Origin of the sequence: Bacteroides sp. D2 (assembly GCF_025147085.1) — a bacterium.
Taxonomy (GTDB): domain Bacteria; phylum Bacteroidota; class Bacteroidia; order Bacteroidales; family Bacteroidaceae; genus Bacteroides.
In genome coordinates this window covers 2,943,009-2,957,633 of record NZ_CP102261.1, presented here as the reverse complement: position 1 = coordinate 2,957,633, position 14,625 = coordinate 2,943,009, and the positions used below count along the sequence as shown (strand labels likewise).

The window sequence follows — 14,625 nt, the reverse complement described above, 5'->3', positions numbered from 1 at the left end:
AGACTTTACTTAATAGCAGTCCTTATAAGCCCCTGTTTATAAGAACAAAGTTCCTCACCGACGAAGGATGCCTTCCTCGGTGAGGAACCCCCTTTTCATCGGTGAGGAACGCCTCGCTCGTCGGTGAGAATAAAAATCCCCTGCCGGAACTATTTAATAATAATTGTCATCGAAGCAGAATGCGAAGCGTATTCCGGCGCATAAGCACACTGCATAGTTGCCAAACCTGTTTCGTAAGTTCCTGCACGACTGACACGGTAACTATATTCCAACACATATACACCTTTTCCTAAATGATCAAAGAAGAAATTAGTCGATGCATCTTTGATGTCTACGTAATAGCCAAGCCCATTGTTCCAACGATAACCGGAGATACTGCCGATCGGTTCGAAACAAGCTCCCCGCTGATCTTTCAACTGTACAAAGTCCATCGGACGGTCTACGCGGATGGTCAAACGGGAAACGACTTTATCACCTACCTGAAGAACCGTTTTGGAAGTAATAGGCTGCAATTGAGGCACGTTATTCACCGTACGCTCCACATACAACTGTTTCTCAACATTCAATTCACCGCCCTGTTGTTTCACGTCACTCACAGGAGATTCAAATTCTGCATACACAGCTCCCCAGGCAATACCCGGATTTCTCTTTTCCACTTCAATCTTGCGGGCATCCACCACATTCTTCTGTGTGAAAGAACGTTTGATATATCCCAATCCAGGAACAGTCGTTTTACTTGGACTAACAGTTTCCAGCACTTCATTAGCTATCACAATCCGTACATCTCCCTGATTGTCGAGTAAATTAGCACCCTTCATCAGCAATGCAAATACTGCATCGGCAGTAGCTACCGGAGAATTCCACTGTTGTGTCTGCTTTTGCTTCAACAACCAAAGTTTCATTTCTTCCACTGTATCGTTATTGCCGCCTGTCTGTTCCAGCGCTTCCATCACATCTACATGAGCCTGCATCTGCATTCCGCCCCATGTATACGGATTCTCGTTGAAAGCAAAGAACATTCCCTGTTCATCTGTCTTCGTCAGATGTTCTTTCAGAGAAGCAACAAACTCCTGCGCTTCCTTCTTGCGTCCGGCTTTATCAAGCACAATGGCGGCAATCGCTTTTGTATTCATTGAAGGGGAGGTAAGCAATTCTCCTACCTTAGAAAGATAATAGGTATAAGCTGCTTTATTGACTGCGGGTACCTGCTCTCCCGAAATAGCGATGAGATACAAATATTGCAGAATACTACCCGAAACGCCAGTAAACTTCACACCGTCTTTCTGTGCTTTCAGGATTTCCTTATACTCATCCAAAGCTGATTGATGAAGGTAAGCGAAAGCCTTCTGTTGCAAGGAAAGAGCCGATCTGCTTAATTTCTCACCTGTCAGCATAGCCAGACGGGCATTCAGTTCGGCGATATAGGTAGTTACAGATCGACTGCCGTTCATTCCTTTATACCAAGACCATGCCCCGTTTGAGTTTTGTAACTCCTGCAATCGAGTCAAAGCTGCGATATTATTACTACGAATGTTATTCAAATCAAACAAGGTGGCGATGCGCTCTTTCTGTTGCTCTTCCGTCTGTGCTTCGAGCACCCAGGGAGACTCGGACAAAATGATATTCTTCACTTCCTGATTCTTTTGCAGATTGCTCAAGAACGTTTCTTTCGTACCTCCTTGCAGTTTCCAACTTTCAAATACCGCTTTGATCTTCGGCTGACTGTTCATGATAAACGAAGCCAATGTATTGGCATAGTAGGCAGTAGCCCAGGAAATAGCGTTATTACTTGTCGGAAGACTCAATGAAGGCAATGCCTGAACGGCATACCAAGCCGGGTTTCCTGTAAACTCAACAGTTAGTTTACGATCTGTGGCTGTTTTACTTTGTTGATTGAACAGATGATCGAGTGAGAAAGTACGGGTTTCTTCTCCACGCACTGGCATTGGAAGTGTCTCCACCAAATGCTCTTTATTGCTAAGAACCGGAAGCAACTGTTGTTCTCCATCGCTGAAAGTACCACTGTCGGCAATCATCCGGCATCCCACTATTTCGTATTTATCACTAACGGTAAACTGGAAGTCCACACCCATTGTCTTCCCGGCAGCAAGGCTGAATTTCTGTTTTTGTGTACTGATAATCTTCTCTGTCATCGGGTCAAAAAGGACCAGACTGACCGTTCCGGCTTGCGGCTTACCAGTCATATTAGAGATAGAAGCTGCCAGAGAAGTCTTATCACCCACACGCACAAAACGAGGGAGATTAGGAGTCAGCATAAATTCTTTGCTTGTGGTAGCTTCGCCATCCAATGTTCCCGTCAACATTCCCTTTGTATGAGAATATCCACGGAAGTTCCAACGCGTCAGACTTTCGGGCATCGTGAAAGAGAAAGAGATCTCTCCCTGTTCATTGGTGCGAAGTTGAGGATAGAAGAATGCTGTTTCTGCTAAATTGGTACGCAAGTCAGCAGATGCTTCGGGAAGCATTTCGTTGTCAGATGCCTCATCCGCTTTTTCTCCCGTGGGTATCATTTCCGATTGAAATTCAACATTAGTCATGGCATCAGCAGCCATAGCCGATTTCATCTTTGGCGCATTACTCCTTAAAGTTGCAACGTCCAATGTCGAAACGCTACCTGTCACCGTCAACTTTCTCGTCGAGCCATATCCTCTCACTATTACTTCACCCAAATCTCTTCCATTATTATAATAGTCCGATAGCATCACAAAATGGTCATACTCCAGTGATGGCACTTTGAGACTCTTCGTATTCCACCAGTAGTTGAATGAATTATTGCCGGAATATCCACTCATCCAGTTAGAATATGGGACAATCTGGTTATAATAGATTTGGAAATTCTGTTGCCGATTCCATATTTTATCCAAGGAGGCATCATACATCGTTGCCAGCATTTCCGCATTGGCAGCCTGTCCTTGCGGCGTTTTAATCGTCAGTTTCCATTCTTCCTTTTGTCCCGGACGCAATTTATCACGGAACACTTCCCACTTCATAGTCAGTGTCTTGTCAGGAATCCGTTTGGTCAGCCGCACCTGTTCCTGATAAACCTGTCCGTCCCTCACCATACAGAGATTCACAAAGACACCATCCCCATAGCTTTCCCGATATGGATACTCGAAACGGACAATCGTATCTGACAAATTCAACGTCTTGCTCTCCAGCAATTTATCACCGGAAAATACGTTCATCATCACATAAGCATCTTTTTTCGACGTACCGAAACAGAACACGGCCGGATGGGCAGCATCAAATTCCGTATTTGCACCATAGAACCACATCGTCGTTTCTATGGGCGGACGTTTGTCCTCAACAGAGAAAAGAATCGTGTTGGTGTCAGCAGTCACTTCCTTGCCCTGATTATCTTTCACTGATGCTTTCAGCACATAAGGTCCCGATGGAAGATTCTTCCAGTCGAGCATCATGTCTTCATTAGAAGTAAAGGTTCCCGTTGCAACCGGTTTCTCTTCCAGCTGCTTAAAGTCCTTGTCTTTGGCAGGGTACAAGTAATAATTCCCCTTCACCTCCACAGGTTGTTCATTCAGGTTCTGTACTTTAAATATTGTTTCGAACGGTTGATCCTTGCAAGTCTTATCTTGCAATTCCACCTGCAAAACCAACGAACGGTTTCCTGCCGAAATCACGTCCGTAGAAGATTGTGTTTCACCTGCCACGTTGGTAACAGTGGCCTCAATGGAATAACGATAATATACCTTATCATTATTCTTATAAGAGTCACTTTCCTGCAAACGAACCGGTATCGTAAATTCTCCATTTTCATTGGCCATCACCTCACCGGAAGCAATCTGCACAGATTCCGCAAACCGCCAAAGGCTGTATGCAGAACGTTTTACCGTATATTTCACCGGAAGATCCTGAAGCAGCACACCACTATAAGATTGTACCTTACCCTTCACCTGTACCTCATCACCCAGTTTGTAACTTCCTTGTTGCTTTTCAAAAGTGATATCAAATGTCGGACGTTTATAGTCTTCCACCCGGATGCTCGTACGGCCTCTTCCCGCTTTCAAAGAGAACATTCCGTTCAGGCAGGCCGAAGGCAATGCGAAATCGGTGGTAAACGAACCGAACTCATTGGTACGTACCGACTTCTGCCCTACTTCCTGATTGTTTACATCCAATAAAGTCACCGTATATTCCTTGTTCGGAAGTACATTCGCCGTATCCGATTGTTGAGAATAAGCAATTCCCTTCACATACACAGTCTGTCCGGGACGATACAAAGAACGGTCGGTCAATAAAGTCATATTTTCAGTCACTTTATCTTCGTCGCCGTAATATCCGTAACTTCCTGCATAAATGCCTTGTTTCGGCATTGCCGTATCCGTCCCCTTGGAAGCTTTCAGATAGCGGTATTCGGATTTCCAGGGAAATACGACCTTACCCTCTTCGTTTGTCGTAAACTCCTGCAACACTTTTTCGTCATTACTGTACATCGTCACTTTCGCATGGGGAATGGGATGCCCTGTCTGTCCATCCAGCGTCACCACTTGATACTGTTTGTCCGGCAGACGGCACGTCAGCACTTTGAAACGTGTTACATCAAACTTGCTTTCACTATCTCTCTTCGCACGAATATCCGGTATGATACGCATCACGTAAGATCCAAGTTCAGGAGCTTTGAATGTAAACACAGTGTCCTGCGTCCGATAATCTTTCGGACGAAGCACAGCGTAATGTTGTTCCTTTATCAGTTTCTTCGCCTGATAAAGACGGACAGTGAAACCATCCAGATTTTTGTGTGAGACCCTTAATTCTATCTCTTCGTTCGGAAAAGCCAAATCGGATGCATTAACATTCAAATAAGGAGCCAATATCTCTTCCCGAAGATTCTTCAAAGCATTGATTCTGCGATAGCCTGGATAAAGGCGGATTGCCCCATCGCAAAGCTGCAATGCATTGAGCTGCTGTTGTTTTCCAATAGTATACCGGGCTTCTGCCAAATAGACTTCGGCACAGATCGGTTCGGAAGCATACTTGCTTTTCAATGTGTTCAAAGCTTTCAGATAAGTATCTTCCGTCAGTACCGGAAGTTCGCCCTTAGCCTGCAGAGGTCGAATATTCCGATCAGCATTCCATCTCCATTCCAGGTAGTTAAGTGCTGTCAACACATAACCTTCTTTTAATCCGGTTGCTTTATAAGCGGGAATCATATTCCCATAAATAGCTATTATATCTTGTTTGACCGGATTCACAGTACCGTCATTAGTAATCCTGTTACTCAATTCTTCCACCCGTTGCAGTGCTTCAATGCTACGGGAAGCCAATAAATGATACATATCATGGTGATAGTATTCGCTCGTTTCCCCCAGTTCTACAAAAGGAATATAGCCGCGTGAGGACGTTTTGAGCAGCAATACAGAATCGGCCAATGCCTCCTTTATATTTGTCCGCACTTTTTCGATGAACATATTGGCTGTCCATTCACGCATATCGGTAGCAGGTGTCTGGTCTACGATTTCTGTCCGTTGGCGGAGTTGCCACTGATTGCTGGCTGCATAATCTGCATAGATTCCCGCTATCAAAGAGTGTAGGATGGCGCGATCCATTGGTTGGTCAGTCTGTTTCACCCATTGTTCCAGTCCTTTCAAATCAGCGTAAAGACTGTCGGGATTCAACATTTCCCGATATTTCATCCGCCACGTATATGCTTTGAGCATTTGTGGAGAGTTTTTCTCTTTTTCCCCTTTCTGATAAATCTCATCAGTCAGTTTTATCACAGTCTTAGGCAAGCTCTTTTTCTCCGCTTGCTCCACTTCTTTCCATAATTTGTCGAAAGTTTGTGCCTGTACCGCCGGAATCACTCCCAACCATAGCAGCACCATCATACAAATTTGCTTTACTTTCATAATCTTTCTAGTTTAAGTTTGCTATAAGTCTCACTCTTATAAATAACAAAGTAAGGAAATAAAGTTTAAAGATTTGTACTTTTTAGCTTAAAAAAAGCTTTTATCAAGCTATCAGCCCCATACCATATTGTATAAACATTAGCCTATTAATCAACTCGCTCTGGAATAAAATAAAAAGTCCCAAAACTGCCACTCGGTTTATTATTTAATTGAAAAGTTTATCTTCTGCAATAAGATTCACCTATCTCTTACAAGTTCATAAATGCAAAAGTATCTTGCACCTTACACTAAACCAGCGATAGTTAACTGATATACAAGCATTTGAAGCAGTGCAAGATACCGTTGCAGATGCATGCAAGATAGAGGTATCTTACACACTGTCTCGTTTATAAGAATCCGGGCATATTCATAGAAGACACTCAAAAATTTGCAGCACCTCTACATAAAATGGCTTGTTCATGCCGGTGAACAAGCTGTTTTATGCCTTGAAACCAACAGTTTCAAGTAATGAAACGACCAGTTTCACACCGGAAAACTAAGTGTTTAATTACGAGAAACTAAGTGTTTCAAGCGTATGAAACAAACTGTTCACAAGCTTGAAACTGATTTTCCCCTATGGAGAAGCCAATCGAAACTTTACGGAATACAATTAATTCATCCGTATCTATTATCTCGTTCAGCCTGTTATTCCAGATAATATTACGCCAGTTATCAGACACAAATACATCATCTTTCATGTATTAGTACCAGACAAATCAGCATATAGCTTACTAGGAATCAACCATTAAGCACTTATTACAGCTATAATTGTAGGGTGAGAGTAAAAATTACCCTCACCCTACAATCACAGTTACCCTCACCCTTTGTAACACCAATGAACAAAGGCTTTCAAGTGATTTGGTGAGGGTGTGATAGTAAAACCAACCAAACTCGCATGTGATACATTCCAGCCCAAGTGGCAAAAGACAGTGTACCCAAACACAGAAATTAAAGGAGGAACTGACACTGAAACAGATCCCCCGCCACAGTTGTTAGCTAAAACAACTCTATATAAAATTTTAGATATAAAAAATGGGGATATCGTATTTAATAACGTATCCCCACTCTAAACTTAGTTAATGTACTTGTTCTCATTTCTCAATTCTGTACCCCCATGAAAGCATTTCATTACGACCTACTTCACTAAGGATTTTTCTAACTAAAGAACCCATTTTCTTTGCCATAATCTTTAAACCTTTAAAATTACTAATTCCTGAAAACTAAAAAATAAAACTTACTTGTTTGGTTTGGTATTAATTGTTGAATATCCCCAAACATGTACATCGGCTTCGCCGATCTTTCTAAACAATCTTTTTAAACTTTTCATTTTGTTATCCTCCTAATTACATGTTTTACAACACAAAAATACAGCCTTTGTTTATACATTGATCTAAAAAAGAGAGAATTTTATGTTTTATAGCATATTTCTTGATTTGCATCAATTAATTTATTTGTTATAAAGCGGAATTGTAATATACGCTGCAATAAAAATGACAAAAAGGCACAGATGAGATATCATCCGTGCCTTCACTATGGTTACCTATTATATAATAGGAGAATATTTATATAAAGAGAAATACGTTATTTCATTGGAGTTTGCTCCAAAGTTGCCACCAGGAAGTCATAGAACTTCTGTACAGTAGGAATCAACGCTCTTTCGTCCGGTGAATGCGGTGAACGCAAAGTCGGACCAAAAGAAATCATGTCCAATCCCGGAATAATAGCACCGATAATACCACATTCCAAGCCAGCGTGAATCACTTTCACTGCAGGTTCTACGCCAAACTGTTGTTTATAGGATGCCTTCATCGCATGTAAAATCGGAGAATTTACATCAGGTTGCCAACCGGAATATCCGCCTGTCATCTCTACCTTCATCCCTGCCATAGAGAAACAAGACTCCAGGCTGGTAGTCAGATATTCTTTCATGCTATCGCTTGAACTGCGAGCCAGAATCTTAATGGCTGCCTTTCCTTCACCAATCGTTATAATAGCAAGGTTGGAAGAAGTTTCTACCGTATCCGGAACAGTAGGGATCATACGTGTCACACCGTTCTGACAAGCAAATATTGCATCAATCAGATTGTCTTGAATTTCTTCAGGTACTTCACCGGCAGGAAGTTCTACACGTTCAGCCGTAAAGCTGATCGGAGTTTCAATAGCCGAATATTCTTCGTTAAACAGGTTTTCGCAGTATTTCACCAAGCCCAGCAGTTCTTCTTCATTTTCAGCCGGAATGGTAATAACCGCATGTGCTTCACGTGGGATAGCATTACGCATATTACCACCTTCCCAGCTAGCCAAACGGGCTTCATAGCTGGCAACCGCTTCACGAACGAAACGAACCAACAACTTATTGGCATTGGCACGTCCTTCATTGATTTCCAATCCCGAATGTCCGCCGCGTAATCCTTTCAAAGTAACTTTCACTGCGATATCTCCTGCTTCGGGAGCTACTTCTTTATATTCCAGGGTAGCAGTTACGTCCATACCTCCGGCACAACCGATATACAATTCACCTTCATCTTCGGAATCCAGATTCAAAAGGATTTCACCGTTCAGGGTGCCCGGCTTCAAGCCAAATGCACCGTACATGCCAGTTTCTTCGTCTTTAGTGATAAGAGCTTCCAGAGGGCCGTGTTTCAGGTCTTTTGCTTCCAGCACGGCCATGATGGCAGCTACTCCCAGTCCGTTGTCCGCACCCAAAGTAGTACCTTTTGCCTTTACCCAGTCACCATCTATATAAGTTTCAATCGGATCTTTTTCAAAATCGTGTACAGTATCGTTGTTCTTCTGCGGAACCATATCCATGTGCGCCTGAAGAATTACACCTTTCCGGTTTTCCATACCCGGAGTCGCCGGTTTACGGATAATTACATTACCTGCTTCGTCTACAAAAGACTCCAGCCCCAAACCTTTTCCGAAACCTAGAAGAAATTCTGTTATTTTTTCCATGTGTCCTGACGGACGAGGAATCTGTGTCAACGAATAAAAATGCTTCCACACATTTTGTGGAGCTAAAGAAAGAATGGTACTCATAATAAATATTTTAAAACGATTTTAAATCTAATAATTAAACAGTGCCAAGTTATGGAAAAGTTTTCAGATGGCAAAGGACGTCAGCAAAAACATTTAAGAATACACACTTTTAGCTAAAATTTCACCCTCGATGTCTGTTAGTGAACGACAGGGCAGCAAAGCCATAGATACCCAACAGAACAACCAGAAAGGTTTGAATACCATGCACAATCAGGGCAAAGATTCCGGCATCCGTCACATTTACCCCATAAAGCATCATCATAGAAATGATAGCGAAATGCCACGGTCCCGCCCCGTTGGGAGTAGGCACAATCACGGCAAACGTACCGCCTACAAACATGACCAATGCTGCCAGAATTCCTAAATGTGCCGTAAAGGCGAAGCAATAGAATGTGAAATAGAAATGGAGAAAATAACACGCCCAAATGGCCAGTGTATAAAAAATAAAGAGAGGAATGTTGCGTACTCCCTTTAAAGACATGATCCCCTCCCATATATTAAGTACAAAGCCTTTCACCCGTTCATAGAAGAACAGCGTTTTTCTTAAATAATAAAGAAGGATCGCCACACCGATAAAACAAAACAGGATGATATAAAACCATACCGAAGTCAGGAGATGAACAAGAGAAGGGATTTTTGTTCCGGTCTGTTGAAGAAAGGTGACGAATATCGGTAATTGAAGCAAGACTGTGATGCCTGTGATGAGAAGAATCGTCAATGTATCGACCAATCGCTCCGTAACGACTGTTCCCAACGACTTGGCAAACGAGACGTTATCATATTTCGCCAAGACCCCGCAGCGGCTCACTTCCCCGATCCGGGGAACTACCAGACTGGCGGCATAAGAAATGAAGATAGCATTCACGCAATCGCTCTTTTTCGGGAAAGCGTCCAACGGTTCCAGTGTCTGCCTCCACCGCCATCCACGAAAGACTTGCGCGAACACCCCGAACACTAATGAGAAGAGCATCCACCACCAATTTGTACCGTGTAATAACACATCGCCCGCTTTTGTAAAATCAAAGTCGCGATACACCCAGAATAAGATAAAGCCGCCTAAAACAACCGGTAATATCAGTTTCAGCGTCTTTTTTAATAGTTTCTTCATCCTTAATTCTTCATTCTTCATTTAAAAGAATTACCTTTGTCGGCTGCAAAAGTAATTATTTAGTTGGTAAATGAAATTAGTAAAGCCTAAAAAGTTTCTCGGACAGCACTTTCTGAAAGATCTGAAAGTTGCGCAAGATATTGCCGATACTGTCGACACTTTCCCCGAACTGCCTATTTTGGAGGTGGGACCGGGCATGGGAGTATTGACCCAGTTTCTGGTGAAAAAAGACCGGTTGATAAAGGTCGTAGAAGTTGACTATGAGTCGGTTGCCTATCTTCGCGAAGCTTATCCGTCGTTGGAGGACCACATCATCGAAGATGACTTTCTGAAGATGAACCTTCACCGGCTATTCGACGGCAAACCTTTCGTACTGACCGGTAATTATCCGTATAACATTTCTAGCCAGATCTTTTTCAAGATGCTGGATAACAAAGATATCGTCCCCTGCTGTACGGGAATGATTCAAAAAGAGGTAGCCGAACGTATTGCAGCCGGACCGGGCAGCAAGACTTACGGTATCCTTAGCGTATTGATTCAGGCCTGGTACAAAGTGGAATACTTATTCACTGTGAGCGAGCACGTGTTCAACCCGCCTCCCAAAGTGAAAAGCGCTGTTATCCGCATGACGCGCAACGAGACTAAAGAGTTGGGATGTGACGAGAAACTGTTCAAACAGGTAGTGAAAACGACTTTCAACCAACGACGCAAAACATTGCGCAATTCTATCAAACCTATTTTAGGCAAAGATTGTCCACTCACGGAGGACATTTTATTTAATAAACGCCCGGAACAACTATCGGTAGCAGAATTTATCGACCTGACCAATAAGGTGGAAGAAGCATTAAAGACAGCAGGCAACAACCAATAACCGACTGACGGGCAGCAGTGAGCAGAGAACTGGATTTTGTAATTCGTAATTTGTAATTGACAACGATGAACGAGGAATACATTGACAACGTTAAACACCTTATTGAGCAAAAAGACGCCGATACGGTAAAAGGGCTTCTCATCGACCTCCATCCGGCCGACATCGCCGAATTGTGCAATGACCTGAATCCGGAAGAGGCCAAATTCGTCTATCGCCTGCTCGATAACGAAATTGCCGCCGACGTGCTTGTCGAAATGGACGAGGATGCTCGTAAGGAGCTGCTCGAAATGCTTCCTTCGGAGACCATCGCCAAACGCTTCGTTGACTACATGGATACGGACGATGCCGTAGACCTGATGCGTGAACTCGATGAAGATAAGCAGGAAGAGGTTCTTTCGCACATCGAGGACATTGAACAGGCAGGTGACATTGTCGACTTGTTGAAATACGACGAAAATACCGCCGGCGGTTTGATGGGTACGGAAATGGTACTCGTCAACGAGAACTGGAGTATGCCCGAATGTCTGAAAGAGATGCGTCAACAGGCGGAAGAGCTGGACGAAATCTATTATGTATATGTCATTGACGACGACGAACGTCTGCGAGGTATCTTCCCGCTCAAAAAGATGATTACGTCTCCTTCTGTATCCAAAGTGAAACACGTGATGCAGAAAGATCCGATTTCCGTGCATGTAGATACTCCTATCGACGAGGTGGTACAGGCGATTGAAAAGTATGACTTGGTGGCCATCCCCGTTATCGACAGTATCGGTCGGCTTGTGGGACAAATCACCGTCGACGACGTCATGGATGAAGTTCGTGAACAATCGGAACGTGACTATCAGTTGGCATCCGGTCTTTCGCAGGACGTAGAAACGGACGATAATGTATTGAAACAGACCACTGCCCGCCTCCCCTGGTTATTAATCGGTATGATTGGCGGAATCGGCAACTCTATGATATTGGGAAATTTCGATGCAACTTTTGCCGCTCATCCCGAAATGGCACTCTATATCCCGCTGATCGGTGGTACAGGAGGAAATGTCGGAACACAATCTTCGGCAATCATTGTACAAGGCTTGGCTAATAGTTCGCTGGACGCCAAAAATACATTCAAGCAAGTCACTAAGGAAGCAGTAGTAGCATTAATCAATGCCACGATTATCTCCTTACTGGTATACACCTACAACTTTATCCGGTTCGGTGCAACGGCTACGGTGACTTATTCCGTATCCATCAGCCTGTTTGCCGTAGTTATGTTCGCCTCCATTTTCGGAACACTGGTACCGATGACACTGGAAAAGCTAAAGATTGATCCCGCTATTGCAACAGGTCCGTTTATAGCTATTACAAATGACATCATCGGAATGATGTTGTACATGGGAATTACCGTTTTATTGTCATAAAAACGCGATAAACAAAAAAAAATAAGCAAAATAGTATGAAGTAATCGTTTTATTTCATTAATTTGTGACCCAAAACTAATATACAATGATGGACGCTCATGACACTAATCAACCCTTGAACCAAGGGGAATTAGAAGAAGAAAAGAAAACAGTCGAGGTTTCTGAAGCTATTACAGAGACTCCGACTGAAGAAGTTACTGCCGAAGTTCAACCTGAAGCAGCCCCTAAACCTGCCACTAAGGAAGATGTACTAAACCAGCTGAAAGAGCTTGCGCAAGATGCTGAAAATGCGAACAAGCAGGAAATTGACAATCTGAAACAATCATTCTACAAGTTACATAATGCCGAGTTGGAAGCTGCTAAGGTACAGTTTACAGACAACGGTGGAAACATTGAAGATTTTGTTGCCCAAGAGGACCCGACAGAGGAAGAATTCAAACGTTTGATGGGGGTTATCAAGGAAAAACGTGGCAAGCAGGTTGCCGAGCTGGAACGCCAGAAGGAAGAAAACCTGCAAGTGAAACTTTCCATTATCGAAGAACTGAAAGAATTGGTGGAATCCGGAGATGATGCCAACAAATCTTATACAGAATTCAAGAAGCTGCAACAGCAATGGAATGACACGAAATTGGTACCGCAAGGCAAAGTGAATGAACTTTGGAAAAACTATCAATTATATGTAGAGAAGTTCTACGATTTATTGAAACTGAACAATGAATTCCGTGAATACGACTTCAAAAAGAACCTGGAAATCAAGACGCGCCTCTGCGAAGCTGCTGAAAAGCTGGCTGACGAGGAGGATGTAGTTTCCGCTTTCCACCAACTACAGAAGTTGCATCAGGAATTCCGCGATACAGGTCCGGTAGCTAAAGAACTGCGTGATGAGATCTGGAATCGGTTCAAAGCCGCTTCTACCGCTGTCAACCGCCGTCATCAGCAGCACTTCGAGTCGCTGAAAGAGGCCGAGCAGCATAATTTGGATCAAAAGACGGTAATCTGCGAAATCGTTGAAGCGATTGAGTATGATGAATTGAAAACATTCTCTGCCTGGGAAAATAAGACCCAGGAAGTGATTGCCCTGCAAAACAAATGGAAAACCATCGGTTTTGCACCTCAAAAGATGAATGTGAAGATCTTCGAACGTTTCCGTCATGCCTGCGATGATTTCTTCAAGAAGAAAGGAGAATTCTTCAAGAGCTTGAAAGAAGGTATGAACGAGAATCTGGAAAAGAAGAAAGCACTCTGCGAAAAAGCGGAAGCTTTGAAAGACAGCACGGACTGGAAAGTAACTGCGGATGCGCTGACCAAACTTCAAAAAGAATGGAAGACCATCGGACCGGTAGCCAAGAAGCATTCGGATGCTATCTGGAAACGTTTCATCACTGCTTGCGACTACTTCTTTGAGCAAAAGAACAAGGCCACTTCTTCACAACGCTCTGTCGAAACAGAGAATATGGAAAAGAAGAAAGCATTGATTGAAAAGTTATCCGCTATCGATGAGAACATGGATACCGAAGAAGCAAGCAATCTGGTTCGGGATTTGATGAAGGAATGGAATTCTATCGGTCATGTGCCGTTCAAAGAAAAAGATAAGCTATACAAGCAATATCACGGATTGATCGATCAGTTGTTCGACCGTTTCAACATCAATGCTTCCAACAAGAAGTTAAGCAACTTCCGTTCGAACATTAGTAATATTCAGGGAGGTGGTACTCAATCCTTATATAGAGAACGCGAGAAACTGGTACGTACTTATGAGAATATGAAGAATGAACTTCAGACTTATGAGAACAATCTGGGCTTCCTGACTTCTACTTCCAAGAAAGGCAGCAGTCTGTTGACTGAACTGAACCGCAAGGTAGACAAATTGAAAGCAGACTTGGAACTGGTATTACAAAAAATTAAAGTAATCGACGAATCAATCAAAGCAGAAGAATAATCCTCTGCCCGATTTAGAGAAATAAAAGAAACAGGTTTTATGCTCGCTTGAGCAATAAAACCTGTTTTTCTTTTCTACTAAACAAGATTACACAGCCTGTTTAAGGATTTATTTCTTAGGCATCAACTTCATGGCTTCTTTTCACAGTAGATTCATGTTTCTTCTGACTATGAATGTCCGAAAACAATAAAACCCTGCAAGAATTAATTCTTAGCAGGGTTCTATCTAAATTGACGTTGATTCTGTTGGGCTACCTGGGCTCGAACCAGGAACGTCAGGACCAGAATCTGATGTGTTACCATTACACCATAGCCCAATGATTTGCGATTGCGGGTGCA

At 43.0% G+C, this 14,625-nt stretch carries 7 protein-coding genes and 1 tRNA gene; 3 read left to right on the top strand and 5 right to left on the bottom strand.

What is annotated here, in order from left to right; genetic code table 11:
- Positions 1-149: 149 nt before the first annotated feature.
- From NQ505_RS10335 to NQ505_RS10320, 4 genes are all read right to left on the bottom strand, one after another.
- Positions 150-5,885 (bottom strand): alpha-2-macroglobulin family protein, encoded by a 5,736-nt coding sequence (locus NQ505_RS10335; protein WP_009000364.1) that lies wholly within the window; start codon positions 5,883-5,885, stop codon positions 150-152.
- A gap of 566 nt (positions 5,886-6,451) precedes the next feature.
- Positions 6,452-6,622 (bottom strand): hypothetical protein, encoded by a 171-nt coding sequence (locus tag NQ505_RS10330; protein ID WP_004301421.1) that lies wholly within the window; start codon positions 6,620-6,622, stop codon positions 6,452-6,454.
- 883 nt (positions 6,623-7,505) lie between these two features.
- Complete coding sequence (locus NQ505_RS10325) at positions 7,506-8,963, bottom strand: aminoacyl-histidine dipeptidase (protein WP_009000363.1); 1,458 nt, start codon at positions 8,961-8,963, stop codon at positions 7,506-7,508.
- Between the two features lie 121 nt (positions 8,964-9,084).
- Entirely contained in the window at positions 9,085-10,071 is a 987-nt protein-coding gene (locus NQ505_RS10320) for a lysylphosphatidylglycerol synthase transmembrane domain-containing protein (RefSeq protein WP_004301414.1), read from the bottom strand.
- 70 nt (positions 10,072-10,141) lie between these two features.
- Between NQ505_RS10320 and rsmA the strand changes: the two genes are divergently transcribed.
- The 3 genes from rsmA (at position 10,142) to NQ505_RS10305 (ending at position 14,287) form a co-directional block, all read left to right on the top strand.
- The gene (gene rsmA, locus NQ505_RS10315; protein ID WP_009000361.1) at positions 10,142-10,942 is read left to right on the top strand and encodes a 16S rRNA (adenine(1518)-N(6)/adenine(1519)-N(6))-dimethyltransferase RsmA; all 801 of its coding nucleotides are present in this window, start codon (positions 10,142-10,144) and stop codon (positions 10,940-10,942) included.
- A gap of 65 nt (positions 10,943-11,007) precedes the next feature.
- Positions 11,008-12,348 (top strand): magnesium transporter, encoded by a 1,341-nt coding sequence (gene mgtE / locus NQ505_RS10310; protein WP_009000360.1) that lies wholly within the window; start codon positions 11,008-11,010, stop codon positions 12,346-12,348.
- An 85-nt stretch (positions 12,349-12,433) separates the two neighbouring features.
- The gene (locus tag NQ505_RS10305; protein ID WP_009000359.1) at positions 12,434-14,287 is read left to right on the top strand and encodes a DUF349 domain-containing protein; all 1,854 of its coding nucleotides are present in this window, start codon (positions 12,434-12,436) and stop codon (positions 14,285-14,287) included.
- 245 nt (positions 14,288-14,532) lie between these two features.
- On the opposite strand, the gene NQ505_RS10300 is transcribed toward NQ505_RS10305, so the two are convergent.
- Positions 14,533-14,603 (bottom strand) — tRNA-Gln (locus NQ505_RS10300).
- Between the last annotated feature and the right edge of the window lie 22 nt (positions 14,604-14,625).

Excerpts from the sequence above, each read along its gene's own strand:
- NQ505_RS10325 (WP_009000363.1), bottom strand. The coding sequence starts at position 8,963 with ATGAGTACCATTCTTTCTTTAGCTCCACAAAATGTGTGGAAGCATTTT.
- NQ505_RS10320 (WP_004301414.1), bottom strand. The coding sequence starts at position 10,071 with ATGAAGAAACTATTAAAAAAGACGCTGAAACTGATATTACCGGTTGTT.
- mgtE (WP_009000360.1), top strand. The coding sequence starts at position 11,008 with ATGAACGAGGAATACATTGACAACGTTAAACACCTTATTGAGCAAAAA.
- NQ505_RS10335 (WP_009000364.1), bottom strand. The coding sequence starts at position 5,885 with ATGAAAGTAAAGCAAATTTGTATGATGGTGCTGCTATGGTTGGGAGTG.
- NQ505_RS10330 (WP_004301421.1), bottom strand. The coding sequence starts at position 6,622 with ATGAAAGATGATGTATTTGTGTCTGATAACTGGCGTAATATTATCTGG.
- rsmA (WP_009000361.1), top strand. The coding sequence starts at position 10,142 with ATGAAATTAGTAAAGCCTAAAAAGTTTCTCGGACAGCACTTTCTGAAA.
- NQ505_RS10305 (WP_009000359.1), top strand. The coding sequence starts at position 12,434 with ATGATGGACGCTCATGACACTAATCAACCCTTGAACCAAGGGGAATTA.